Annotated in this window: 19 protein-coding genes, 1 tRNA gene and 5 pseudogenes; 13 read left to right on the top strand and 12 right to left on the bottom strand. The window is 59.5% G+C overall.

Going from position 1 to position 24,452, the window contains the following annotated elements:
- Positions 1-53 precede the first annotated feature (53 nt).
- A complete protein-coding gene (locus tag JCM25143_RS06715) occupies positions 54-1,466 on the bottom strand; it encodes a purine-cytosine permease family protein (protein ID WP_025860456.1) in 1,413 nt (470 codons plus the stop codon).
- A gap of 72 nt (positions 1,467-1,538) precedes the next feature.
- Positions 1,539-3,011 (bottom strand): aldehyde dehydrogenase family protein, encoded by a 1,473-nt coding sequence (locus JCM25143_RS06710; protein ID WP_051543024.1) that lies wholly within the window; start codon positions 3,009-3,011, stop codon positions 1,539-1,541.
- A 394-nt stretch (positions 3,012-3,405) separates the two neighbouring features.
- On the opposite strand from JCM25143_RS06710, the pseudogene JCM25143_RS17585 reads away from it, so the two are divergent.
- A pseudogene (locus tag JCM25143_RS17585) lies at positions 3,406-4,905 on the top strand (gamma-glutamyltransferase family protein).
- Positions 4,906-5,055: 150 nt separating this feature from the next.
- On the opposite strand, the gene JCM25143_RS06700 reads toward JCM25143_RS17585, so the two are convergent.
- Positions 5,056-5,145, bottom strand: a tRNA-Ser gene (locus JCM25143_RS06700).
- Positions 5,146-5,315: 170 nt separating this feature from the next.
- Between JCM25143_RS06700 and efp the strand changes: the two genes are divergently transcribed.
- From efp to JCM25143_RS17580, 3 genes and pseudogenes are all read left to right on the top strand, one after another.
- Complete coding sequence (gene efp / locus JCM25143_RS06695) at positions 5,316-5,882, top strand: elongation factor P (protein WP_025860454.1); 567 nt, start codon at positions 5,316-5,318, stop codon at positions 5,880-5,882.
- A 48-nt stretch (positions 5,883-5,930) separates the two neighbouring features.
- Entirely contained in the window at positions 5,931-6,761 is an 831-nt protein-coding gene (locus JCM25143_RS06690) for an inositol monophosphatase family protein (RefSeq protein ID WP_025860453.1), read from the top strand.
- Between the two features lie 124 nt (positions 6,762-6,885).
- Positions 6,886-9,965: pseudogene (locus tag JCM25143_RS17580) on the top strand (ATP-dependent DNA helicase).
- 5 nt (positions 9,966-9,970) lie between these two features.
- On the opposite strand, the gene JCM25143_RS06680 reads toward JCM25143_RS17580, so the two are convergent.
- Together JCM25143_RS06680 and JCM25143_RS06675 are read right to left on the bottom strand one after the other, a co-directional pair.
- The gene (locus JCM25143_RS06680) at positions 9,971-10,174 is read right to left on the bottom strand and encodes a cold-shock protein (protein WP_025860452.1); all 204 of its coding nucleotides are present in this window, start codon (positions 10,172-10,174) and stop codon (positions 9,971-9,973) included.
- 119 nt (positions 10,175-10,293) lie between these two features.
- A complete protein-coding gene (locus JCM25143_RS06675; RefSeq protein ID WP_025860451.1) occupies positions 10,294-10,962 on the bottom strand; it encodes a dienelactone hydrolase family protein in 669 nt (222 codons plus the stop codon).
- 256 nt (positions 10,963-11,218) lie between these two features.
- Here JCM25143_RS06675 and JCM25143_RS06670 point away from each other — a divergent pair, with 256 nt between their 5' ends.
- The 5 genes and pseudogenes from JCM25143_RS06670 (at position 11,219) to JCM25143_RS23705 (ending at position 15,223) form a co-directional block, all read left to right on the top strand.
- Entirely contained in the window at positions 11,219-11,512 is a 294-nt protein-coding gene (locus JCM25143_RS06670) for a co-chaperone GroES (protein WP_025860450.1), read from the top strand.
- Between the two features lie 50 nt (positions 11,513-11,562).
- Positions 11,563-13,205: pseudogene (groL, locus tag JCM25143_RS17575) on the top strand (chaperonin GroEL).
- A 222-nt stretch (positions 13,206-13,427) separates the two neighbouring features.
- The gene (locus tag JCM25143_RS22285; protein ID WP_159101600.1) at positions 13,428-13,601 is read left to right on the top strand and encodes a hypothetical protein; all 174 of its coding nucleotides are present in this window, start codon (positions 13,428-13,430) and stop codon (positions 13,599-13,601) included.
- Positions 13,535-14,218: pseudogene (locus JCM25143_RS23710) on the top strand (hypothetical protein); the annotation flags it as partial. The gene JCM25143_RS22285 and the pseudogene JCM25143_RS23710, both read left to right, overlap by 67 nt.
- Before the next feature lie 84 nt (positions 14,219-14,302).
- On the top strand, positions 14,303-15,223 hold the full coding sequence (locus JCM25143_RS23705) for a GGDEF domain-containing protein (protein ID WP_369347362.1): 921 nt from the start codon (positions 14,303-14,305) through the stop codon (positions 15,221-15,223).
- Between the two features lie 27 nt (positions 15,224-15,250).
- On the opposite strand, the pseudogene cysE reads toward JCM25143_RS23705, so the two are convergent.
- Both cysE and JCM25143_RS06645 read right to left on the bottom strand, forming a co-directional pair.
- Positions 15,251-16,029 (bottom strand): annotated as a pseudogene (gene cysE, locus JCM25143_RS17570) (serine O-acetyltransferase).
- 111 nt (positions 16,030-16,140) lie between these two features.
- Complete coding sequence (locus JCM25143_RS06645) at positions 16,141-17,391, bottom strand: UbiH/UbiF/VisC/COQ6 family ubiquinone biosynthesis hydroxylase (RefSeq protein ID WP_025860448.1); 1,251 nt, start codon at positions 17,389-17,391, stop codon at positions 16,141-16,143.
- Between the two features lie 212 nt (positions 17,392-17,603).
- Here JCM25143_RS06645 and JCM25143_RS06640 point away from each other — a divergent pair, with 212 nt between their 5' ends.
- Complete coding sequence (locus JCM25143_RS06640; protein WP_025860447.1) at positions 17,604-17,942, top strand: P-II family nitrogen regulator; 339 nt, start codon at positions 17,604-17,606, stop codon at positions 17,940-17,942.
- A 508-nt stretch (positions 17,943-18,450) separates the two neighbouring features.
- Here the strand turns inward: JCM25143_RS06640 and JCM25143_RS06635 are convergent.
- Positions 18,451-19,806: an ammonium transporter gene (locus JCM25143_RS06635; RefSeq protein WP_025860446.1), complete on the bottom strand. Its 1,356-nt coding sequence runs from the start codon at positions 19,804-19,806 to the stop codon at positions 18,451-18,453.
- A gap of 352 nt (positions 19,807-20,158) precedes the next feature.
- Between JCM25143_RS06635 and JCM25143_RS22280 the strand changes: the two genes are divergently transcribed.
- Positions 20,159-20,311: a hypothetical protein gene (locus JCM25143_RS22280; RefSeq protein ID WP_159101599.1), complete on the top strand. Its 153-nt coding sequence runs from the start codon at positions 20,159-20,161 to the stop codon at positions 20,309-20,311.
- A 132-nt stretch (positions 20,312-20,443) separates the two neighbouring features.
- Complete coding sequence (locus tag JCM25143_RS06620; protein ID WP_025860445.1) at positions 20,444-20,938, top strand: hypothetical protein; 495 nt, start codon at positions 20,444-20,446, stop codon at positions 20,936-20,938.
- A 58-nt stretch (positions 20,939-20,996) separates the two neighbouring features.
- Here the strand turns inward: JCM25143_RS06620 and JCM25143_RS23700 are convergent, their stop codons facing one another.
- Genes JCM25143_RS23700 through JCM25143_RS06605 form a run of 4 tightly spaced genes read right to left on the bottom strand, consistent with a single transcriptional unit; the run spans position 20,997 to position 23,955 of the window.
- Positions 20,997-21,359, bottom strand: coding sequence for a retropepsin-like aspartic protease (locus JCM25143_RS23700; protein WP_234395044.1), 363 nt, complete (start codon positions 21,357-21,359; stop codon positions 20,997-20,999).
- Positions 21,359-21,985, bottom strand: a complete 627-nt coding sequence (locus JCM25143_RS23695) for a retropepsin-like aspartic protease (RefSeq protein ID WP_234395043.1) — start codon at positions 21,983-21,985, stop codon at positions 21,359-21,361. The genes JCM25143_RS23700 and JCM25143_RS23695 overlap by 1 nt, the downstream gene beginning before the upstream one ends.
- Positions 21,985-22,947 carry a prolyl aminopeptidase gene (gene pip, locus JCM25143_RS06610; protein WP_148300035.1) on the bottom strand — a complete coding sequence of 321 codons (963 nt, stop codon included), beginning with the start codon at positions 22,945-22,947 and terminating at the stop codon, positions 21,985-21,987. Before pip ends, JCM25143_RS23695 begins: the two co-directional genes overlap by 1 nt.
- A gap of 30 nt (positions 22,948-22,977) precedes the next feature.
- On the bottom strand, positions 22,978-23,955 hold the full coding sequence (locus JCM25143_RS06605; protein WP_025860443.1) for a tyrosine recombinase XerC: 978 nt from the start codon (positions 23,953-23,955) through the stop codon (positions 22,978-22,980).
- Positions 23,956-24,074: 119 nt separating this feature from the next.
- Between JCM25143_RS06605 and JCM25143_RS17560 the strand changes: the two genes are divergently transcribed.
- The coding region (locus JCM25143_RS17560; RefSeq protein WP_456303594.1) for a primosomal protein N' family DNA-binding protein at positions 24,075-24,452 on the top strand (378 nt) is incomplete at its 3' end.

Here is a 24,452-nt window from a genome sequence, read left to right as displayed (position 1 = left end):
CAAGACACACCGCCGGATTTATAGAAGATCAAGACCAGAACAAGCGCTCTGTCTCAGGCTCCTGCGCGAAGGGCTTTCTGCTTTTTCCGACTGGCCAGAACCCAGTAAAGGACGCCCGGTACCACTATCCCCAAAATCCAGGAAATATCGATACCACCAAGCTGGTTTGCAATCACACCCGTATACAGGCTGTTGGACAGGAACGGTACCTGCACGAGAATACCGATTACGTAGCAGCTCACGGCCAGCCCGTTGACAAGACCATACACCCCGCCATCGTTACGATAGAGCGAAGGAATATCGTAACGCCCGTGCTCGATCAGATAGTAATCCACCAGATTGATGGCAGTCCATGGCGACAGAACCGCCAGTAGGAGCAGCAGAAAATTACTGATGTTATCAAGGGCATCACCGCTCAGGCTCATGGTCAGCAGTGCCGATGCACAGACCAGAACCGCAGCAACAACGGTCCGCGCCTTTTTGGACGGCTTCCATGATGGTACGAATGTATGGAGCAATGTCAGGCTGGACAATGTTGCGCAATAAATCTGCATCGATGCGCAAACAATGGTCGAGGCAAAAAACACGATATAGATAACAGCAGGCAGGATACCCGAAACCTGCCGGAGCGATTCATAGTAATTATCGCCCGATACCGTTCCCGCCACGTAAGCGCCTACAATCATGGGCAGAGCCGCACCAATGGTGCTGCCGGAAAGGCAGCCGTAAAACGCTTCCTTTTCCCCTGTGTGAACCGGCAGATAGCGCGAATAATCAGACACATAAGGCGCATAGGCAACCTGCCACAGCACACCAACCGAAATGGCCATGAGAAAATCATGCACACTGGGCGTTGCGAAAAAAGGCAGCTTCAGCGCGCCAAAGGGGCTGAAGAGGTAAACCGCCCCCATAACGACAAACACAATCCCCGCGATATAGGAGAACGCGGCAATAAAGCGTTCAAGCAGGGCATGCCCGACCGTGCAGAGCACCCATACCATGAAAGCCGAGGCATAAATGGCCGGATGACTGGAAAGCGGGCCAAAGAACGTGCCCGACTGATCGCGCCCGATGGCAAAAAGCGTCGAGGCAAAGCCGATATACATAAAAATAACGATCAGGATAACCAGCAGCGAGCCATAAACCCCAAACTGGCCACGGGTCTGCTGCATCTGCGGAATACCCAGATGCGGCCCCTGCGCGGCATGCAGCGCCATAAAGACGCCACCCAGCACGTTGCCCAGCACAATGGCCAGAATGGCCCAGCCAATGGAAAGATTGCAAAGCTGGGTATAGATCATCCCGGTCATGAAAGTCAGGACAGTCTGGTTTGCACCCAGCCAGACCGTGGCGAGGGAACGCGCATTACCACGCCGGACATTTTCCGGAATGGGAAATATTGTTTCACTTTCGATATGAAATGAACTGTTTTTTCCGCCCTGCGGATCCAGAACACTTTCGGACATGTCATTATCTCCAAAAAGACAGGAAGCAGGCAAACACCGGTCAGGCCCGGCACAGCAAAACCACGAAAACACTCAGAAGGGGAAAGAGGCTTTCCCTGTCTGGAAGGTCACCCATTTAAGTTCCGTCATTTCCTCAATGGAGTAGCGTCCGCCTTCCCGGCCGAACCCACTGCTCTTGACACCACCGAACGGCACATGCGGCTCGTCGGAAATGGTCGAATCATTAACATGCACCATGCCCGCCTCGATATTTTGTGCAAAATACCATGCATCCCGCAGGTTTTCTGTCATGACGGCAGCAGACAGGCCATAAGCCGTATCATTAGCAAGCCGCAAGGCATCCTGCGTGTCCTGCGCACGCAACACAGACACGACCGGCCCGAAGGATTCCTCATGGTAAATCCGCATAGCGGGCGTGACACCACTCAGAACTGTCGGGGCAAAATATGGCCCGTCATGCGTACCGCCACAGCGCACAACCGCGCCTTTGGACACGGCATCCTCAATCTGTCCGGCAATGAACGCGCATTGCGAAAGCCGGATGAGCGGCCCCACGACTGTATCTTCCTGATCGGGCGGCCCTACGCGAACCTGCTTCGCGCGCTCGACAAAACGCGTGCAGAATTCATCATGCAAGGCAGAATCGACAATCACGCGCGACCCGGCCATGCACACCTGCCCCTGATGCAAAAACGCCCCGAAAGTGGCGGCCCGCACGGCGGCGTCAAGGTCGGCATCGCGCAGGACAACCAGCGGCCCCTTGCCGCCCATTTCCAGCGTAATACGCTTGAGCCCACGGGCGGCCCCTTCAGCCAGCAGACGCCCCGTGCGGGTCGAACCTGTAAAGGTAATGGCTTTTATGCGCGGGTCTTCGGTCAGCGCTGGTGAAACATCCGACACCGCCGCGTTAATGACATTCAGCACACCCGGCGGCAGCCCCGCCTCTTCAAACAAATCGGCAATCAGCAGGCCGGAAAGCGGTGTTTCTTCCGATGGTTTGATAATAATGGCATTGCCTGCCGCAACAGCAGGCACGACCTTTTTCATGGTCAGCAGAAAGGGCGAGTTGAACGGGCAGATACCCAGCACCACACCCAAAGGCTGACGGAACGACATGGAAACCCGACCATCGATGGTCGTCGGCATGGTCTCACCCGAGATCCGGCGGATTTCTCCCACCATGGTCTGAATGAGATCGATCACATAATCGATTTCCCACAGGGCTTTTTTAAAAGCCGATCCAGATTCGCGAATCAGGAGCTGCTGGATTTCCGTACGCCGCGCCAGAATGACCTCACGCAGGCGGAAAAACAGTGCTTCCTTAGTTGCGACCAGCGTATTGGCCCAATCCTTGGCTGCACACTGGGCGCTGTGCAGGGCGGCCTCAATTTCGGTTGCGGAGGCCTGATGCACATACGCAATCAGGGCATTATCGGCCGGGCTGTGATCAGGGGCCAGAACCTCCTGCGCGGACGCCACCCACTGGCCATTCACATACAGCCCGTAAACCGGAATACCGTTTTGTTCACAAAGAGGTTTCAGCATCGTTTCACCGTTCGTATTACGCCGCACGCCTGAGCTTTCGGGCCTGTTTTACGCCCATGCACCCAAGCCCGCTCCTTGCGGCAGCCCGCAGTCCACAGGAGAGGTCGCGCTTTTCATATTCCGATAACGGAACGATTGCACAAAGCGCAGGAGCGCGCAATACTAATCAGTATGCTGATAAAATATCCCTCCACACAGAGCTGGCCAGCACCCCTATTAGGCATACCGGGCCAGAAGCGGATAAGCTGGCCGTCCGCCAAGAACATAACCACCAAACAATAAAGCGGGACAAAAAATGCTTCATACTCCACGATCAACCAGAGGCATGGTTACATCGCCGCATCATCTGGCCAGCCAGAGCGGGCTGGACGTTCTGCGCAAGGGCGGCACGGCTCTGGAAGCCGTCATCGCAACAGCCGCCACCCTTTCCGTCGTCTATCCGCACATGACCGGGCTGGGGGGAGATGCATTCTGGCTGATAGCTACCCGGACGGCACAACCACCGTTATCGATGCTTCTGGCCGGGCGGGACAAAACGTTAATCAGGCACTCTACCGCACCGCAGGCCATGACAGCGTGCCATGGCGCGGAGGGCTTGCCGCCAACACCATGGCGGGCACGGTTTCAGGCTGGCAGGAAGCCCGACGACAGAGTGCAAAGCTAGCCCCCTGCCTGCCGCTGGAAACGCTGTTTGAAGACGCGATTTTCCATGCGGCACAGGGCTACCCCATGAGCCAGAGCGAAGCGCTGCTTCTACGCGAAAAAATGCCCGACCTGCTGGCCAACCCGCAATTCCGCACGGCTTATGATGTGCCACAGGCCCCACAGACCGGGCATATCCGGCGCAATCCGGCCCTGGCCCGCACACTGGAATCCCTTGCGCGTAACGGGCTCGACAGCTTTTACGAAGGCCCTCTGGCCAAAATGCTGGCCACCGGTCTGGCAGAGGCGGGCAGCCCGCTTGATCATGCAGATTTCGCCAGCCACACCGTACGGGTCACCCAGCTTGCACACGGACCTGCCCGGCGTACGGGTTTTTAACGCACCACCGCCCACACAGGGCGTTGCGTCACTGGCCATTCTCAAACTGTTCAGCCTGCTCGACAGGCCGCAGGCTGAAAGCTTTGGCTATGTGCATGGTCTGGTGGAAGCCACAAAACGTGCATTCCTGTTTCGTAACCAGCATGTGCAGGATCCCGGCAGCATGAGCGAGAATTGTCAGGCTTTCCTTGATGATGAAAACCGCCTGCGCGCACTGGCCGCTGGCATTGACAGCCATCAGGCCATGCCATGGCCCCACCCGGCACAGGCTGGCGATACCACATGGATGGGAGCGGTCGATTCCTCGGGTGTGGTCGTGAGCATGATCCAGAGCCTGTATTTCGAATTCGGCTCAGGAGTTTTCCTGCCTGACGCGGGCCTGTTCTGGCAAAATCGGGGCGCCTCCTTCCAGCTTGCTCCCGAAGGTGACCCCGATGGTTGGAACACACTGGCTCCGGGCAAAAAGCCTTTCCATACCCTCAACCCGGCCATCGCCCGCTTTGCCGATGGCCGCGTCATGGCCTACGGCACCATGGGCGGAGAAGGCCAGCCCCAGACACAGGCCGCCCTGTTCACCCGCTATGCACTCTACGATACGCCGCTACAGCAGGCGGTTTCAGCCCCCCGCTGGCTACTGGGCCGCACATGGGGCGACGACAACACAGCCCTGAAAGTGGAAAACAACCTCGATCCCACCATACGGCATGAACTCAGTGCCGCCGGGCATATAGTTGTTGAAGTAGAGGCCTTTTCAGACCTCATGGGCCATGCTGGCGCGCTCGTGCACCACCCCGATGGCATGCTCGAAGGTGCCGCCGACCCCAGAAGCGATGGTGTTGTAGCCGCGTTCTAACGTGACCTGACCGCCCAAAGGCTTCCTGCACGCCGGAACAACCACCTCTGGCGCGCAGGATGCTGCTCATGCGCGCCATGAAGCGGCCTAATCGTAGCCCGGCGCATGCAGCGGCAGAGCAATCACGTTATGTTCAGAAAAATAACCTTATGGCGGATGGGGTGGGATTCGAACCCACGGTACGGTTCCCCGCACGCTGGTTTTCAAGACCAGTTCCTTAAACCGCTCGGACACCCATCCAGCTTCGCCAAGGCACTGCCTTATAAGCAGGATGCAGTGAGGCTGTCCAGCCATCCGCTTGCTGTATGATACAAAGACAGCAGGTGGCGTGCAGCCCATGGTGCTTGCCCTTCCTGCCACGGGACTGTACAAGCCCCATCCTGAATAGCCATTCCTCTTGGGAACCACGTATGAAACAGCAGGCAAACCTGATCCGTGCCGGTCAGGTCATTGAGCATGACGGTCGTCGCTGGACGGTCTTGAAGCAGCAGATCATCACCCCCGGCAAGGGCGGCGCTTTCATTCAGGTTGAAATGCGCGACCTCAAGACGGGCAACAAGACCAACGAACGGTGGCGCACGGCCGATACCGTCGAACGTCTGATGACCGAAGACCGGGAATATCTGTACTCCTACACCGATGGTGAACTGCTGGTACTGATGGACCCCGAAAACTTCGAGCAGCTGACAGTGCCGCTTGAGCTGCTGGGCGAACAGGCTCCCTTTATTCAGGACAACATGACCATCAACCTGCATCTGGTTGAAGGCGACCCGGTGGGTATCGACCTGCCGCCGCAGGTCACGCTTGAGGTTGTCGAGGCCGATCCCGTCGTCAAGGGGCAGACCGCCAGCTCTTCCTATAAGCCTGCCAAGCTTTCCAATGGGGTCAAGACCATGGTGCCGCCCTTTATCGAAGCGGGCGAGCGTATCGTGGTTCGTACGGAAGACGGTTCCTACGTCGAACGCGCCAAGAACTGATCTTTTTCCGTCTCTCCACCCTTTAAGTCAGGACAAAACACCGTGGCCATGCGTCTCTCCCCCGTCATGATGGTGATGCAAACCGCAGCCCAGAAAGCGGCCAAGCGCCTGCTGCGTGACTTTAACGAAGTCGAGCAGCTTCAGGTCAGCATCAAGGGGCCGGGCGACTTTGTCTCCCAGGCGGATCTGCGCGCAGAACAGACCCTGCGTGAGGAACTGGAACGCGCCCGGCCCGGCTATGCCTTTCTTATGGAAGAATCCGGCGCATCGGGCAGCGATAACTGGACCTGGCGCTGGGTGGTGGACCCGCTCGACGGCACCACCAACTTCCTGCACGGCATTCCGCACTGGGCCATTTCCATCGGCCTGCAGCGTCGCCTGCCTGACGGACGCGTGGAACTGGCAGCCGGGCTGGTTTACAACCCCGCCGCCGGTGAAATGTTCTGGGCCGAAAAAGGCTCGGGTGCTTATCTGAACGAGCGCCGCCTGCGTGTTTCCGCCCGGCGTGACATGAACGAGGCGGTGTTTGCTACGGGCATTCCCTTTGCCAAGGTTCCCGCCAAACAGCGCCTGCCCTTTGCCCGCGTTATGGGCAACCTGATGCCCCGCGTGGCGGGAATCCGCCGCTTTGGTGCCGCAGCCCTCGACCTCGCATGGGTCGCGGCCGGACGCTACGAAGGGTATTGGGAATTTGGCATCAAACCGTGGGACTGCGCAGCTGGTGCACTGATCGTGCGTGAAGCGGGCGGTCAGGTCACAGACCCCGATGGTATTGACCTTGATGACCTGCCTGACGATGTGATGATCGTGGCTGGCAACGGCAACATGCATGGCAAGCTGCTCGAAATTGTTGTGGACAGCCTGAAAACTCAGGACTGATTTTTCCACCCGCTTTCAAGCTCAAGCCCGCGCGCTCTACCGGCACGCGGGCTTTTGTTTTTGAAGGACGGCTTTTGCTGCATCCCCTCTGGCGCTGAGCCTGCGAATAGCTCATCTAGAAAGCATGCAGTCTTCTTTTCCCTCCGCGCATGATGCACCGGCCCTTGTCCCTTACCGGGGCGGCTTTTCGCTTCTGACCGAGGATGGCGAACTGCTGACCCTGTCTGCTCAGCCTTGCGTGAGCGGCTGGGCACCCTTCCCCCGCTCCTTGTTGTCCACGCCCCGGCTCTGGCCCGCAGGCTAGGCCTACCCGCGCCGGGACAACCCGGCCCATGGCTTGACCTTCTTGAGCTGTTTGCTTTCGTCCACCCTGCCCGCCCTGCCGTGCCCACACCACGGGGGCTGGCCATGGCTCTGGGGCTGGACGCAGAAGCACTGGAAACAATCGAGGCTGATCTGTTGCCCGGCCTACTGGCCAGCCTGCTGAACGACCTGCGCCAACGCAATACCGGTGATGAGGCGGAACAGCTTGCCGCGTTCTGCCTGCGCATGGCGCAGGCGGGCTGGCCATGGGCAGGCACCGTGGCCGAAACGCTGGAACTGCAAAACAGGCTTACCCCCCGTGGCACCCTGCCCGAAGACGCCATGCAACCCGCCGATGCCCTCAGGGTGTGGCGCACCCTCCCCAAATGGGAGGAAAACGCACCACGCCCGCCCCCGGCCTCTCACGCTATCACGCCGCTCGAAGTTCGCGCCAGACTGGCCCATATTCTGGGTGACGGCGCTGAAAGCCGCGCCGGTCAGGCGGATTTCGCCAATGTGTGCATCAACGCTTTCGCACCACGCAGCATGCCGGGCGACCCCACAGTGCTACTGGCTGAGGCCGGAACCGGAACCGGCAAGACTCTGGCTACATCGCCCCCGCCAGCATCTGGGCCGAACGCAATGACGGGCCGGTATGGATCAGCACCTATACCCGCCACCTGCAACGCCAGATCGAGCAGGAAACCCGCCGCCTCTACCCCGACAGCGCCACACATCGGCAGAAGGTCGTGCTCCGCAAGGGCCGCGAGAACTATCTGTGCCTGCTGAACATGGAAGAGGCCGTCAACACAGCAACCAGCCGCCCTGCAGGCGTAAGCATTGCGCTGGTCATGCTCGCACGCTGGGCGCTGGCTACAGCCGATGGTGACCTGATGGGCGGAGACCTGCCGGGCTGGTTTGGCGATCTTTTCGGGCAGGGCAATCTGGCCGGGGTAGCAGACAGGCGCGGCGAATGTATCCATGGTGCCTGCCCGCATTACCAGCGCTGCTTTGTCGAACACGGCATCCGTCGCGCAAAGGATGCGGATCTGGTGATCGCCAACCATGCGCTGGTCATGGCGCAGGCAGCCTATGCACAGGCGGGCATTAGCGATGATGCCGCAAACAGCCCGGAAAATGCCCCCCCCTCACGCTATGTCTTTGATGAAGGCCATCATCTGGCCGATGCCGCGGATGGTGCTTTCTGCGCTGAACTCTCCGGGCTGGAAGCTGCGGAACTCAGGCGCTGGCTGCTGGGGGCCGAGGGCCGACGCTCCCGCGCGCGCGGCTCAAACGGCGGCTGGATGATCTGGTTGTCGGCCACCCACGACTGGAAACACCGCTGGATGCGGCATTAACCGCGGCCCATGCACTCCCCGCTCCCGGCTGGTCCACCCGGCTAGCGGATGAAGACACAGCGCAGGAAGCATGGAGCCAGATCCGCCGCCGCAGGAACCCGAGGTCTCCTTCGCCTCAACACTCCTCTTGCCGCCAGACGCCCCAGCCGCACAGCCTGTCATGGACAACCCAACCGAGGCTTTTCTGCGCCTGCTACGCCAGCAAAGCCTTGCCCGTGCGCATGAAGGCGGGCGGCAGCATTTACAGGGCGGCACGCTGGAATGCGACCTGCACCCTCTTGTGCCGGGTTTGGCGCAAGCCGGGCAGCTACTCTCCCGTGCGCTGACCCGCCTTGTAGAGCCTCTACGCACGCTCTGCGACCGCCTGCGCGAGCGGCTGGAAGAAGATGCCGACAGTCTGGACAGCACCACCCGCGTACGGATCGAAGCCATGACACGCGCCTTGCACCGCCGTGCCATTGCCCGGTTGGATGCGTGGCTGGCCATGCTGTCCGAACTGGAGCTCTCACCCCAGACTGAAGGCCGCGTGCCTTCACATGTGCATTTCATCCGACTGGAACGGCGCGAGCGCCAGCGCATGGGCGAACAGGACGTGGGCCTGCACCGCCACTGGATAGACCCGACCATTCCATTTGCCGCCACCATGGCTATTCCCGCACAGGGAATGTTGATTACCTCCGCCACCCTGCGCGACCACCAGCCCACCACCATATCGTCCGATAACAGCCCGGATGACAGTCGGGAGGCCGATGATGCCGAACGCACATGGGAAGCGGCAGAGGCCCGCACAGGGGCCAATCATTTTCCCTCACCCGCCATACGGGCCAGCCTTGCCAGCCCGTTCAACTATCAGGCACAGACTCGTGTCTTTATCGTAACGGATGTAGACAACAGCAGTATTGTGGACCTTTCAGCCGCCTTCCGCACGCTGTTTATGGCCTCTGGCGGCGGGGCATTGGGGCTGTTTACCGCTATTTCCCGCCTACGGGGGGTGCATGAGCGTATTGCCCCCACATTGGAGGAAAACGGGCTGCCGCTTTACGCCCAGCATGTCGATGCCATGGACAACAATACGCTGGTGGATATTTTCCGCACCGAGGAACATGCCTGCCTGCTCGGAACCGATGCCATGCGTGATGGGGTGGATGTGCCGGGCAATGCGCTCCGGCTGGTCGTGTTCGAGCGGGTGCCATGGCCACGCCCCGATATCCTGCACCGGGAGCGGCGCATTCATCTGGCGGGTGGAGACCCAAAAGGATTTGATGATGCCATTGCCCGCCTGCGCCTGCGACAGGCTTTCGGGCGGCTGATCCGCCGTCAGTCAGACCGTGGGGTATTTGTCCTGCTGGACCGGCGCGCACCCTCGCGCCTGCTCTCCGCCTTTCCCGGCGGGGTGGAAACACACAGGGCCGGGCTTGCACAAACTGCGCGTGCCATTACGGCCTTCCTGCATGCCAAACCCGATGCGCCACCATCAAGCGGTCAAGCCGCAACGCTGGATGATGCATGGGAAAACGGCCCCCCGCAAGACAGGGAGCCGTAACGGCCTTAAATAACCTGAAGGTTGGTCGCAGCCTGCTTGCCACGCTCTTCCACCAGATCGAAGGACACTTTCTGCCCGTCGTTCAGGCCGCGCAGGCCAGCAGCCTGAACGGCCGTAATGTGCACGAAAACATCCTTGCTGCCTTCATCGGGAGCAATAAAACCATAGCCTTTGGTGGTATTGAACCACTTGACGGTACCGGTGGGCATGAGCGGGAACGATCCTTGTTTCTCTTCAACTCCCGGCCACACACCACGCACTGCCGGGGTTTATGGTTTAATCCCGTCATGTGCGGGCGGTCTTGTCAATCAGAATATCCAGCCAGCCCTCAGGGAGCCAGTGCATTTTCCAGAAAGGACAGGCTACGTTCGCGTGCCAGAGCATAGGCTGGGGCGTTGAAGGCCGCCCGCTCGGCACAGCCGAAACCATGCCCGGCTTCGTCGTAAACAAACATCTCCAACTCGGAATGTCTTTGGCGAATGGCTGCAATGTCAGCAGGCGGAATACTGGCATCCTGCCCGCCAAAATGCATCTGCACCGGGCAGGCAGGTTCCTGCTCCAGTGCCGAGGCTATGCCCGCGCCATACCAGCAGCAGGCGGCGGCCAGCCCTTCAAGACGGCAGGCACTTTCCCATGCAAGCGTGCCTCCCCAGCAATACCCGATCATACCTGCCCTGCCCGAACGCGGGTGGGCCAGCACGGCGCGCAGGTCGGCCAGTGTCTGCTCAAGGGGAATCCGTGCGCGCAGGGCTTTGCCCTGTTCCACATCCGCCGCAGTATACCCCAGCGAGATACCCCGCTCGGCCCTGTCGAACAGAGCGGGGGCCAGCACATGAAAGCCCGCCTGCACAAAATCTTCGCAAACCGCGCGGATATGGTGGTTCACCCCGAAAATTTCCTGCAAGACCACAAGCGTGGGCCGCAGGCCGGGCTGTCCCTCCTCCCAGACGTCAAAACCATGGCCGTCAGCGGCCTCAAGTGTTATCCAGTGTCCCATCAGAGCGCCCCTTGTTATACCGGGTTTGCAAGCCTGTAGCGGCACCATAACCGATGCCAGCTCCCGCCATTATGACGTCAAAAAGAAACTGCGCGCCATTCCTTGACACCGCCATGGGGCGCACCTATCTCCTGTTCTGGCACTCCCGGGGTGGGAGTGCTAACGTAACGCGGCGTTATGTTACGCGCGGCAAAACTGATGGTGCTGCTTCCTGATACAAGGGCACCGTCACAGCAAGAATGTGGAGCGATCCATAATGACGAAGTTTCGTCCCTTACACGACCGTGTAGTTGTCCGCCGCCTTGAAGGCGAGCTGAAGACGGCTGGCGGAATCATCATCCCCGACACCGCCAAGGAAAAGCCGATGGAAGGCGAAGTTGTCGCCGCCGGCCCCGGTGCGCGCAACGAACAGGGCCAGATCGTGGCTCTGGACGTCAAGGCTGGCGACCGCATCCTGTTTGGCAAATGGTCCGGCACGGAAGTGAAGATCGACGGCGAAGAGCTGCTGATCATGAAGGAAAGCGACATTCTGGGCGTGATTTCCGCCTGAGCCGCTAACCCTTATCGCAATTCAAGAACGATCTTCACAGGAGACATTCAATGGCTGCCAAAGACGTAAAGTTTGGTGCTGATGCCCGCCAGCGTATGCTGCGCGGCGTGGACATTCTGGCCGATGCGGTCAAAGTAACGCTGGGCCCCAAAGGCCGTAACGTTGTTCTGGACAAGAGCTTCGGCGCACCGCGCATCACCAAGGACGGCGTTTCCGTCGCCAAGGAAATCGAACTGGCTGACAAGTTCGAGAACATGGGCGCGCAGATGCTGCGTGAAGTTGCCTCCAAGACCAACGACATCGCGGGCGACGGCACCACCACCGCTACCGTGCTGGCTCAGGCTATCGTGCGCGAAGGCATGAAGGCCGTTGCCGCTGGCATGAACCCGATGGACCTCAAGCGCGGTATCGACAAGGCCGTGACCGTGGTTACGGAAGAGCTGAAGAAGAACGCCAAGAAGGTCACGACCCCGGCGGAAACCGCTCAGGTCGGCACGATTTCCGCCAACGGCGAACACGAAATCGGCCAGATGATCTCCGAAGCCATGCAGAAAGTTGGCTCCGAAGGCGTCATCACGGTTGAGGAAGCCAAGCACTTCCAGACCGAACTCGACGTTGTCGAGGGCATGCAGTTCGACCGCGGCTACCTGTCCCCCTACTTCGTCACCAACCCGGAAAAGATGACTGCGGACCTCGAAAATCCGTACATCCTGATCCACGAGAAGAAGCTCTCTTCTCTCCAGCCCATGCTGCCGCTGCTTGAAGCCGTTGTGCAGTCCGGCCGCCCGCTGCTGATCATCGCTGAAGATGTCGATGGCGAAGCGCTGGCCACTCTGGTTGTCAACAAGCTGCGTGGCGGCCTGAAGATCGCTGCTGTGAAGGCTCCGGGCTTTGGTGACCGTCGCAAGGCCATGCTGGAAGACATCGCGATCCTGACCGGTGGTCAGGTTATCAGCGAAGACCTCGGCATCAAGCTCGAAACCGTGACGCTGAACATGCTTGGCACCGCCAAGAAAGTGCATATCGACAAGGAAAACACCACCGTTGTCGATGGCTCTGGCAGCTCGGACGACATCAAGGGCCGCGTGAAGCAGATCCGTGCGCAGATCGAGGAAACCTCCTCCGACTACGACCGCGAAAAGCTGCAGGAACGTCTGGCCAAACTGGCTGGCGGCGTTGCCGTGATCCGCGTTGGCGGCTCCACGGAAATCGAAGTCAAGGAACGCAAGGACCGCGTGGACGATGCCCTGCACGCAACCCGTGCGGCTGTTGAAGAAGGCATTATCCCCGGCGGTGGCACGGCTCTGGCCCGCGCTACGACGGCTCTTGCCCACCTGCACTACCACAACGACGACCAGCGCGTTGGTGGCGACATCATCCGCCGCGCCCTGCAGGCTCCGCTGCGCCAGATCGCCCTGAACGCGGGTGAAGACGGTGCGGTTGTCGCCAGCAAGGTTCTGGAAAACCCCGACTACAACTTTGGGTTCGACGCTCAGGCTGGCGAATACAAGAACCTGGTTGAAGCCGGTATTATCGACCCGGCCAAGGTTGTGCGCACGGCTCTGCAGGATGCAGCTTCCGTTGCCGGCCTGCTGATCACCACCGAAGCATGGTGGCTGAACGTCCTGAAAAGAAGGCGGCTCCGGCCCCTGACATGGGCGGTATGGGTGGCATGGGCGGTATGGACTTCTAATACCCCTCTCCACACCTACTGTGGAAACGGCCGTGGCTTAATGTCACGGCCGTTTTTTTATGCCCGCAGGCTTAGCCGCCACCCGCATTGCGTTGCCTGATACTGGACATTGAAATTTTCTCTGGACAATTCCGGGCAGAAAACGCTTTTTTACCGCAATGACTTAGCCCCTCTGAGAAACCGGGCTATCCAATTCATCCCCCGCCCTTGCTGGAACCTCTCATGCAGGCTGCCCGACCGGACAAAAGCACTGTTATTTTCAAGGTTGTCTTGGGGCTTTTGCTGTATTTCATTACCTCGGCGCTGGTTATTCGCTTTACAACCGATGGACGCAGCCATGCCTCTATCTGCCGGGTAACGGCATTATTCTGGCACTCCTGCTCAATAGGGGCTTAACCCTTCGCAAGCGTGTTCTGTGCCTGACCTTTCTGACGGACATTCTGGCCAAGAGCGTTGTCTGGCAATGGACCCCATGGTTTTGTGCCACGGCTTTTCTCAATGTTGCTGAAATCGCGTTGGTCGCGGCTTTTGCACGGTTTTATACGAGTCATGGCAAACCATTTTCCACAGCCCGCACGGTTCTAAATTTTGCATTGATCGCGGGGCTTGCCGTACCGTTCGTCATTTCCATACCCGGTGCGTTTGTCACCAGCATTGCACACCATACCAGCTTCTCTCTGTCTTTCTGGGAATGGCTGTTCAGCACGTCCTTCGGGCTGCTGATCTTTACCCCCATGTTTACCTCGCTGTTCGGCGGGCAATTCATGCATGACCTGACGGAAAATGGCAGCTATCCGCTATGGAAAATCGGTATTGTTCTGCTCTGTCAGGCCATTCTGGCCGTTTTGGTTTTCAGCCAGAGCGCCTATCCGCTGCTTTTCATTCCCGCTGAAGCCCTGATTATTTCCCCTATGCTGATCGGAGAGGCCGGGACGACACTGTCCTTCATGATCATTACGATTACGGGGCTTGCCTTTACAATTGATGGCAAAGGGCCAACCAGCCTCATCCACACTGATCATTTCAAACGCGAAGTGCTGCTGCAGGTCTATCTTTTCATCCTGCTGCTAACCGAGCGGCCTGTTTCTTCCATACTGATGAGCAAGCGTGCGCTCATCAAACGCCTGACCGCACGCGAACAGATGCTGGCACTGGCCATGATCAACGCGACAGACAGTATCCTCAGCTTTGACCGAGACTGGATCTGCCGCTGGGCGGGCGGGGCATCGCTCTCCCTGCTGGGCGTTGCCAACGAAAACCTACCAACGCAACGGCTGTGCAACATTCTGGAAACTAACAACAGGGAAGTTGTTACCCTGATGGAAACATTTTTCAGTGGCGACCAGTATGCCGCCATTCTGGAAATTGCCGCCCCACACACGCAAGACACCACAATTGAACTCAACTTCCGCAAGGTTTTTGACGCGGGCACGGTTGCCGGCGCGATTGTCACCATCCATGACGTGACCCAGCGCAAGCTCAAGGAAGACGACATTGCCCGCCAGTCTGAAAGCGACCCCATGACGGGCCTTCTGAACCGGGCCGGGTTTCAGAGACGGATCAACGCGCTTATCAACGCCGAGCATGCGGATTTCTCTCTCGCCTATATTGATGCCGACCATTTCAAGGATATCAACGACCATTATGGTCATGAAGCAGGCGATACAGTGCTCAAGACCATAGCGGCACGAATCAGCCACCAGACGCGCGCAAGCGATATCGTCTCACGTTTCGGGGGAGATGAATTCGTGCTGGCTATTACAAAAAACCAGAAGGATGCCGCTGCAACGCTGGACCGGATCGTGCACGCCATTCACGACGAGCCTATTGCTCTTGATACGGGTGAAACTGTCCAGATTTCAATCAGTTGCGGTGTTGCCCCCTATAGCGTGGGCGTCTCGGTCGAATCCCTTTTACGGCAGGCGGACAGCGCATTGTACGAGGCCAAGAAAGCGGGCCGTAACCGCACGTGCGAGGTCAGCAGCGTTATCGTATCACCGCAGACCCCAGCCACCTGAGGCACGCGGCCTCAGGGAGTGACGGGTTCAGATAATATAATCAATGGGGGGGAGCGTCTGGTCCATGTTCAGCGCAGGCATGCTGCCGACATGGCGTGTCCCCACCTTACGGGCCGGATTCCCGACAACTGTTGTAAAGGGCGGCACCGGTTCCAGAACAATGGAGCCCGCACCGATTTTAGCCCCTTCGCCCAGTTCAATATTACCCAGCACCTTGGCACCCGCGCCAATCAGCACACCACGGCGCACCTTGGGTGGCGGTCGCCACTATGCTTGCCGGTGCCACCAAGGGTTACATTCTGCAGGATGGACACATCGTTTTCGATCACGCAGGTCTCGCCCACGACAATACCCGTGCCATGATCGAACAGGATGCGCCGCCCCAGACGGGCTGCCGGGTGAATATCTACACTGAACAGTTCTGACGCGCGGCTTTGCAGATGCAGCGCCAGATGGCCGCGCCCCGTCCGCCACAGCCAGTGCGCGACCCGGTAGGTCTGCACTGCATGATAGCCCTTGAAGAACAGGAACGGGGTGACAAAATCCGGGCAGGCCGGGTCACGCTCACGGATAGCCAGCAGATCGGCCGCCGCCGCGCACACAATGTCAGGGTCAGCCTCAAAGCCTTCCTGCACCAGTTCGCTCAGCGCATCCGCCGCCACAGAGCGGTCTCCCAGCTTGCGGCCCAGAAGGGCAGCCAGCGCCGAGGCAAAATCGGCATGGCTGCGCACGCCTGTTGCCAGCAGCCCACGCACCAGCGGATCGTTGCAACCACAGGCATCGTGAAGCATCTGCTGCCATAACATGCCAAGCTGCGGCGCACACAGGCTGCTGCTTTTATCAAACTGGCTGGATGCGAGAACGCTCTGCTCCCGACTTCCTGTCATGACTGCATCATCCATGATCGTTTCCTGCTCCTACAGCCCCATGGCATGTCGGACAAAGGCCCTGCGTAGTGCTGGAATCCGGTGGACACTCGCAATACCGAGGTCACGCGCCAGACGCAGGACAGGATTATTATTACTGAACAGCCTGTCCAGCGCATCGGTTGCCGCCAGCATCAGCATATTGGCGGGGCGGCAGCGGACCTGATAGCTGGCCAGCAGTTCCGTGCTGCCCACATCCTGCCCTTTTGCATGCGCCTCAACCAGCAGGGGCACAAGCTGGATGATATCCCGATACCCCAGATTCAGCCCCTGCCCGGCTATAGGGTGAATACCATGGGCGGCATCCCCCACGAGCAGCAGCCGTGTATCAGTATAACGCTGCGCATACTGGGCGGAAAGCGGATATGTCCAGCGCCGCCCGACCGGCGTGACCCGGCCCAGCCGTTCCGTGCCCATGCGGCTTTCCACCTGCCGGGCAAAGACCTCATCCGGCAGGGCCGCAAAGCGTTCGGCCGTACCATCCTTGTCGCTCCAGACGATGGCGGACATGTGGGGATGTTCATCCGTGCCGCACATTGGCAGTTGCGCGAACGGCCCGGCGGGCAGAAAATGCTCAAGCGCGCTGTTATCATGCGGAAATTCATGAGCAATCGCGCAGACAATGGCCGTCTGCCCGTATGGCAGGCGTGTAAGCCCGATACCCGCTTCCTCCCGCAGGCGCGAGCGCCGGCCATCGGCCGCCACAATCAGCTTCGCTCCAAATGAGCGACCATCCGACAGGCTGACACGCGCCCCATCCGCCCGGCGGGTAATGCTGGCCTCCACCGGGGCCAGAACCGTAATGCCCGGTGTTGCCGCCAGACAGGTATTAAGCGCCACACGCAGGGCACGGGCCTCGATCATCCAGCCAAAAGGCTGGCCCGCATCCTCACGCTTGAATTCCAAAAACAGGGATGACGCAGGCTCGCCGGGGCGGCCATCTGTCACCAGAATATCCTCGATCGGGCAAGAGGGACGGGGCAGTGCATCCCACACCCCGGCCTCTTCCAGAAACAGCTTGGGGCCAGCCGCAATAGCATAGGCCCTGCCATCCAGATCAGGATGTTCCATGCCCGCCAGTTCAGCCCGGTCCAGCACGGCAACACTCAAGCCCGCGCGGCCCAGACGGCAGGCCAGTGACGCGCCAACCGGCCCCGCCCCCACAATACAGACATCCACATCGGGCAGATCATCCGCGGGAAAAACGCCTTCCGCCATGCTGGCTGCGGCCTTCTGGTGCATATGCTCGGTTTCCTTCAATACCCAAGTCCCTGCCCTGCATGAGAGCAGACCCGCCACGCACCGGGCGGGCGGCGGATCATATATGCGCCTGACCGCCCGGAAAAACCAGACATGCGCTTGGAACATCCCACATAAAAGCCTAGCGCGGCATGACCAAATGTGTCAGTCTCGGAACAGGAAAGAAATGATTATCGGGAGGGAGTAAAAGTTAAATGAAACTGATTACAGCCATTATAAAGCCCTTCAAACTCGGCGATGTGCGCGAAGCGCTCGCCCCGCTTGGGGTGCAGGGTCTGACCGTTTCTGAAGTCAAGGGCTTTGGCCGCCAGAAAGGCCAGAACGAAATCTACCGTGGCGCCGAATACCGGATCAGCTTCCTTCCCAAGATCAAGGTGGAAATCGCCACGACAGACGATCTGGTTGATCAGGTTATTGAAGCCATCCTTGATTCCGCTCACACAGGCAAGATCGGCGACGGCAAAATTTTTGTTAGCGATCTCGACCGCGTTATCCGTATCCGCACCCGCGAAACAGGCGATTCCGCCCTGTAATTAACGGATTTTCCGCCTTTCCATGCCTGCTTTCCCTATTGGGTAACAGCATGGAAAGGCCGGGCGCCTTACACAAGCGCGCTCTTTGGGCAGATTTTCAAAAAACCGACAGACCATTTTATGGTCTGCCCTGCCCCTGACATATCTCCCACCCGTTTCTTTCTGTCTTCAAACTTGGCCTTAACCGGCCGGGCAAGGCGCGCAAGCCCGCAACATGGGGCCTGCGCGCTTTTATGCGTTCAATAACCCGCATGGCTGTGCATCTCCCCGGCTCCTTTATCGCTGCCTTGTGATCACCCTGAATAGTGTCGTTTTACTTTCTCTCATACCGACAACAATTTCAGCCCCCCTCAAACCGGCCCGACCTCACTATCAGAACCAACGTGAATATTGCGTGCTCAGAATAAGAAACCTGCACACGCCAATAAAAAAGCCCCCGCCACACACGGTGGCGGGGGCTTTCCCCTGTCAGAAATACCCTCCCCTGATAGGAAGGGCACTTGCAAACTCAGAGGTTGATCTGTTCCCCATGCAGGGACGTATCCAGACCTTCCTGTTCCTGATCGGGGGTAACGCGCAGGCCGATCACAACATCCACAACCTTGAGGATGATGAAGCTGACCAGAGCACACCACACGATGGTAACCATAACGGCCTCAGCCTGAATCATCATCTGCTTGAAGGAGCCGACAATCCCCTCGGGGCTGGAGTCCGTGGCGGACAGCGGACCATAAGCCAGCAGACCGGTCAGCAGCGCACCAACAATACCGCCAACGCCATGCACGCCAAAGGCGTCGAGACTGTCGTCATAACCCAGCATGTGCTTGAGGCTGGTAGCGCTCCAGTAGCAGACCACACCGGTGATCAGGCCAATGATCAGCGCACCGCCGGGCAGCACGAAACCAGCCGCCGGGGTAATGGCCACAAGGCCACCCACTGCACCGGAAATGATACCCAGAACGGTCGGCTTGCCTGCACGCAGCCATTCCATCACCATCCAGGACAGGCCTGCGGCGGCGGCGGCGATCTGCGTCGTCACCATGGCCATGCCCGCACGGCCAGCCGCACCCAGAGCAGAACCTGCGTTGAAGCCGAACCAGCCAACCCACAGCAGGGAAGCGCCGATAACGGCATAGGTCAGGTTGAAGGGAGCAAGGTCATCCTGCCCGTAACCCTTACGGCGGCCCAGAACCAGCGCGCAGACAAGACCAGCCACACCGGCATTGATATGCACGACCGTACCACCAGCGAAGTCAGCAGTGCCGAGAGCGGCCAGCCAGCCCATCGGGCTCCAGACCCAGTGAGCGATCGGCGCGTAAACCAGCAGCGACCACAGAACAGAGAACACGCACATGGCGCTGAACTTCATCCGCTCTGCATAGGCACCGGCGATCAGTGCCGGGGTGATGATGGCAAACGTCATCTGGAAGACCATGAAGACGCTTTCGGGGATGGTCATCGTCGAGGCGTTGGGCGTGCCTTCACCAATGGTGAAGGGAATATCCGCACCATTATGGATGTGTTCGCCAAGGCCGTTAAGGAAAAGACGCGAAAAACCACCGATCCAAGGCGTGCCATTGCTGAACGCCAGAGAGTAGCCAGCTACCATCCACACGATGGACATGAGACAGCACAGGGCGAAAGCCTGCATCATGGTGGCCAGAACGTTCTTCTTGCGCACCATACCGGCGTAGAAGAGGCCCAGACCGGGAATGGTCATCATGAGAACCAGCGCCGTGCTGGTCAGCATCCATGCGGTATCACCGGTATCGATGGCCGGAGCGGCATCGGCCGCCAGGGCGGAACCGCCACCCAGCAGCGAAACCGCAACCGCGCCCGCCAGCAGTGACAGGGATGACGTCATCCCCGTGCGTTTTACGGCAGAATATGCCCTAGATAATGACAGGAACATATATTGGGTCTCTCCTTAAACTCAAGGCTCTCAGCAATACTGGTTTTAATGGTTCACCGGCTGACACTGCCATTGTTTGACTTGTATCTCAAGCGGAACAAAGCACCCTTTGTTAGCGTATTCCGTAATCATGGCCAGAATCTGAACATGAACGGGCGTAATCGTGACGGTTCATACCCTGCTGCCAGACAAAGAAGCGTGGTCTAAAAACCTTTAAATTCCTTCTTTTTCTGCCACTTCCCGGTAGGTTGCACGTGCCACGACAGCCGCGGCTCTTTCACGCGCATTTTCTGCCAAATGCGGCATGGATGCCACACCCGATCCACCCCGCCCCAATCATGCGCAGACTGTTACATACCCCCTGCGCCCGCCTGATACCGATAGCCCCAACAAGGCCGCCCCACCGCCGGAAAACGCCCCTTACGGCACAAAAGCAGACCCATACAAGGGCCTTTAACATTGTGCGAATTTGCCGTAGCGTGCACGGGTCATCGCTCTTCTGGCTGACGGACAGGGCAATGGGCCACAGCGCCCGTCAGAGGCTATGAGCGTGCATCTTCCTGCCTATCTTCCTTGTAAGGTAATCACCATGAAAGTATTCGCGCGTATTGGTCTGGCGGCGACGCTCCTCGCCTGCACCACTGTTATGGCCGCTCCCAGCGCCCATGCGCTGACGGCCAAGGAATGCCACGAAAAGTTCAAGGAAGCGAAAGCCGATGGCTCGCTGAAGGATCAGACCTACAAGGCGTTCAAGACCGCTACGTGCGATGCGGCACAGCCGGAAGCGACCAAGGCTACGGAAACCAAAGCCGCAGAAGCCAAAGCGCCGGAGGCAAAACCCGCTGAAACCAAGGCAGCCGAAACCGCCAGCACGGCCAAGCCCCTGCCCGCCAGTGCTGAAGGTGCAGTTTTCCCGAGTGCTGTCAGCGCCCAGTATTCAAAGCTCAGCGCAGGAAAAGCCCGTCAGAAAACCTGCCTTGACCAGTACAACGCCAACAAGGCCAACAACGCCAATGGTGGCCTGAAATGGATTCAGAAAGGCGGCGGCTATTACAGCGTGTGCAACACACGCCTGAAGGGCTGATACGCTCAGGCTCTAAAACGCGCACCACTCTGCTGCCGGGTGGTGCGCTCCAGAGTTCTTACGGCTCAACGCGTTTCCGCGCAGGCATGAGGTAGAGCGAGCGCGTTGCGTAAGAAATCCACACCCTGTGGGTCATGAACCAGTCTGCCCCCAGCAGCATGTCCGCCGTATCATGCACGGGCGAGACAGTTAAAACCGGTGCCTTTTCCTCCTCCTGACCGACTCGCAGGCTCTGAAAACGGTGCCAGTGATAAACTTGCCCGTGCCCATCTAGTCCGGCGGCAACCCCGCCCGGATCGCCTGCCAGTGTCGCTGCCGAAACGCCAGCCCTGTGCGCCGCGTCAGTAGATACAATGGTGGAGCGTGCGCCACTATCGATAAGGGCATGCAGGGTGTGGCCATCAAGTTCCACCGCCGCCATCAGGCGTTTGCGCGGGGTAATATCGAGCGGCACCGCCCGATACAGATACCGCCAGCCAACAGGGCCTGAACACGTTGCGGTTGCGGGCGACCAGAACGCCATCCAACCTTCCGCCACGCTGAATTCGATATCGTAACGCGAGAGCAGGTCAGCCCCCACCAGCCTTCAATAGCGGGCACCAATGCGGGGATGGCGGGCAAGGCCTCTACCGGCACGGAAACCGGGCCAAATTCTACCGTACCAATCCGCAGGGAATGGATAATGGCATTGGGCACAAGCCGCCCCTCGCCCCCGGTGCCCTGCACCACAGTCCGCCGTTCCCGGTCGGGCTGCATATCAAACAGGGCCATGGCCTCGGGGGAGACAAGACTGCCCTCGGAGCCGGTATCGACAATCATCCGCGCGGCATGACCGTTCAGGCTGGCGGGCACGTTGATAAACCCGGCATCATTACGCAGGGATACCCGCGCCACTAGATGCTGGCACGCGGCAGGCTCGGCATTCGCTTCCGAGCAGAAAAAAGCCATGGCCAGAAGCGCCATGGCCACAGGCGCGCCGTAGCGTGGCAGAGACGGCAAAACCCGCCTGCCCCACCCGGCACGCCTGTTTTCCTGCCCGGAGACCATCAGCCCAGTTCTCTGGCAAAACGGTCTGCCGCATTCAGCAGGGCTGTCAGGATACCCGGCTCGAACAAGGCATGCCCGGCCGCGTCAATCAGATGAAACTCTGCCTCCGGCCACGCCCTGTGCAGGTCCCATGCCGTGCGCACCGGGGTGGCCATGTCATAGCGCCCCTGCACGATCACGGTGGGAATATGCCGGATGCGCTCCACATCACGGATAAGCTGCCCCTCCTCCAGCCAGCCGTCATGAACGAAATAATGGTTTTCGATACGCGAGAAGGCCAGAGCGTATTCGGCCTCGTCATGCTGCTCTTCCAGTTCGGGAGAGGGCAGCAGGGTCAGGGTTCGGCCTTCCCACAGGCTCCAGGCTTTGGCGGCCTGCACGCGCGTTGCCCTGTCCTCGTCCGTCAGGCGGCGGCGATAGGCGGCCATCATGTCGTGCCGCTCCGCTTGGGGAATAGGGGCCAGAAAGTCCTCCCACTTATCAGGAAACAGCCATGAGGCACCCTCCTGATAATACCAGAGCAGTTCGGCCTTTCGCAGTGTAAAGATGCCGCGCAGCATCAGGGCCAGAACCCTGTCCGGGTGGGTCTGAGCATAAGCCAGCGCGAGCGTTGAACCCCACGAGCCGCCAAACACCGCCCATTGCGCCACACCGCACTGTTCGCGCAGGCGTTCGATATCGGCTACCAGATGCCATGTCGTATTGGCTTCAAGGCTGGCATGGGGGCGTGAGCGTCCGCAGCCGCGCTGGTCAAACAGCACAATACGATACCGGGTAGGGTCAAACAGCCGACGCTGGGCTGGAGAACAGCCGCCCCCCGGCCCGCCATGTAAAAACACCACCGGAATGCCATCGGGGTTGCCGCATTCCTCCCAGTAGATTTCGTGCCCTTCACCCGTATCGAGATAACCGTGGGCGTAGGGTTCGATCTCGGGCCAGGGGGCGCGGTATGCTTCCATCATGCCAGTTTTCGTCCTTTGGACTTTTCTGTGTTATTTCCTGTTGCGTTCCATTTGCGCACGTGGGTGCGCGCGCGTCCAGACATCCAGCAGGCGGGCTTCGTCTGTCAGGGTATAGCGCTGGGTGGTGGACAGGCTGGCATGGCCCAGCAATTCCTGAATAACCCGCAAATCCGCCCCCCCTTCCATCAGATGCGTAGCAAAGGAATGTCGCAGCGCATGCGGGGTTGCATGCTCGGACAGGCCGGAGAGCGTGCGCCATGTGCGCATGGCCTTTTGCGCTATGGTCGGTTGCAACCGCCCTCCGCGCACGCCAACAAACAGAGGGGCTTCTGCCGTAGGGCATGGATGCAGGGCCAACCATGCCTCCAGCGCCTGCTGCACCTGTGGCAGCACGGGCACCAGCCGTTCCTTGCCCCCCTTGCCCTGAATCCGCAGCCCACCCGTAGCGGCAAGGGTACGCATATCCGCCACATCCAGCGACAGCGCTTCGGAAATACGTAATCCGCAACCATAGAGCAGCAGAAACAGCGCCTTGTCCCGCCCGCGCTCAAAGGGGGTGCGGGCCAGTTCCGCTATATCCTCAGGGGCCGCCAGCGCATCGGGGCGAGACAACGGGCGGGGCAGTGTTTTTTTAACACGCGGGCCGCCCAGAAGCTGAATGGCCGTATTTTCAACCCCTTCGCGCCGGGCAAGATAGCGGAAAAATGACCGCAGGGCCGAAACCCTGCGCGCGCGCGTGCGGGCGGCCTGATCAGGCGTGGAAGGCCGTACTGCGGGCCTATCGCTACGCGCCAGAGCGCGGGCCTGTTCCTGCGCCAGCCATGCCCTGAAGTCACGCAAGGTCAGCTGCCCCAGCCCGGCCATATCGGGCAGGCCATTCATATGCCCGGCCAGAAAAATCAAAAAACGCGACAGATCGGCCCTGTAAGCTTCAAGCGTGCGCGGAGAGGCGCGTTTTTCAACCGCCATCCATTCCATAAACCGCTGAACCGCTTCTTCCGCTGTCATATGCGCTCCCTGTCAAACCACCTGTCCAGTATACGGCCTGCCGTTCCAACATACACAGCAGGCCTGCTCCGGCTTTTTGGCCCTGTTCTTTGCGCCGCCACGGGCTTAAATACTGAACCATGGCTCAGCCCCCTTCTTCCCACGAAATGGATGCCCCGGCCAGCGTTGCCCGTGTGTCCGTGCTGCTGCCCATGCCGTTCGCGGGGGCTTTTGATTATGTGGCCCCTGCCCCCATGGCGTTGCAACCGGGGGATATTGTCACGGTGCCGCTGGGCCGAAGGTTTGAAACCGGCGTGGTCTGGGATGCAACCCCGGACCTTCCACCCGACCTCGCCTATGCCACCGACACAAAACCTGTTCCCGCCAGCCGCCTGCGCCCGGTTTCCGCACGGCTTGACCTGCCCCCCCTCAATGCCGAGTTGCGCCGTTTCGTAAACTGGGTTGCCGCCTATACGCTTTCGCCCCCCGGCATGGTGCTGGCCATGACCCTGCGCCAG

The organism is Acetobacter papayae JCM 25143 (assembly GCF_000613285.1).
Taxonomy (GTDB): domain Bacteria; phylum Pseudomonadota; class Alphaproteobacteria; order Acetobacterales; family Acetobacteraceae; genus Acetobacter; species Acetobacter papayae.
This window is presented reverse-complemented; position numbering and strand designations above follow the sequence as displayed.

Bases quoted from the DNA above. Each gene is read 5' to 3' on its own strand.
- JCM25143_RS06715 (WP_025860456.1), bottom strand. From the start codon at position 1,466: ATGTCCGAAAGTGTTCTGGATCCGCAGGGCGGAAAAAACAGTTCATTT.
- JCM25143_RS06710 (WP_051543024.1), bottom strand. From the start codon at position 3,011: ATGCTGAAACCTCTTTGTGAACAAAACGGTATTCCGGTTTACGGGCTG.
- efp (WP_025860454.1), top strand. From the start codon at position 5,316: ATGAAACAGCAGGCAAACCTGATCCGTGCCGGTCAGGTCATTGAGCAT.
- JCM25143_RS06690 (WP_025860453.1), top strand. From the start codon at position 5,931: ATGCGTCTCTCCCCCGTCATGATGGTGATGCAAACCGCAGCCCAGAAA.
- JCM25143_RS06680 (WP_025860452.1), bottom strand. From the start codon at position 10,174: ATGCCCACCGGTACCGTCAAGTGGTTCAATACCACCAAAGGCTATGGT.
- JCM25143_RS06675 (WP_025860451.1), bottom strand. From the start codon at position 10,962: ATGGGACACTGGATAACACTTGAGGCCGCTGACGGCCATGGTTTTGAC.
- JCM25143_RS06670 (WP_025860450.1), top strand. From the start codon at position 11,219: ATGACGAAGTTTCGTCCCTTACACGACCGTGTAGTTGTCCGCCGCCTT.
- JCM25143_RS22285 (WP_159101600.1), top strand. From the start codon at position 13,428: ATGCAGGCTGCCCGACCGGACAAAAGCACTGTTATTTTCAAGGTTGTC.
- JCM25143_RS23705 (WP_369347362.1), top strand. From the start codon at position 14,303: ATGAGCAAGCGTGCGCTCATCAAACGCCTGACCGCACGCGAACAGATG.
- JCM25143_RS06645 (WP_025860448.1), bottom strand. From the start codon at position 17,391: ATGCACCAGAAGGCCGCAGCCAGCATGGCGGAAGGCGTTTTTCCCGCG.
- JCM25143_RS06640 (WP_025860447.1), top strand. From the start codon at position 17,604: ATGAAACTGATTACAGCCATTATAAAGCCCTTCAAACTCGGCGATGTG.
- JCM25143_RS06635 (WP_025860446.1), bottom strand. From the start codon at position 19,806: ATGACGTCATCCCTGTCACTGCTGGCGGGCGCGGTTGCGGTTTCGCTG.
- JCM25143_RS22280 (WP_159101599.1), top strand. From the start codon at position 20,159: ATGGATGCCACACCCGATCCACCCCGCCCCAATCATGCGCAGACTGTT.
- JCM25143_RS06620 (WP_025860445.1), top strand. From the start codon at position 20,444: ATGAAAGTATTCGCGCGTATTGGTCTGGCGGCGACGCTCCTCGCCTGC.
- JCM25143_RS23700 (WP_234395044.1), bottom strand. From the start codon at position 21,359: ATGGCGGCGGTGGAACTTGATGGCCACACCCTGCATGCCCTTATCGAT.
- JCM25143_RS23695 (WP_234395043.1), bottom strand. From the start codon at position 21,985: ATGGTCTCCGGGCAGGAAAACAGGCGTGCCGGGTGGGGCAGGCGGGTT.
- pip (WP_148300035.1), bottom strand. From the start codon at position 22,947: ATGATGGAAGCATACCGCGCCCCCTGGCCCGAGATCGAACCCTACGCC.
- JCM25143_RS06605 (WP_025860443.1), bottom strand. From the start codon at position 23,955: ATGACAGCGGAAGAAGCGGTTCAGCGGTTTATGGAATGGATGGCGGTT.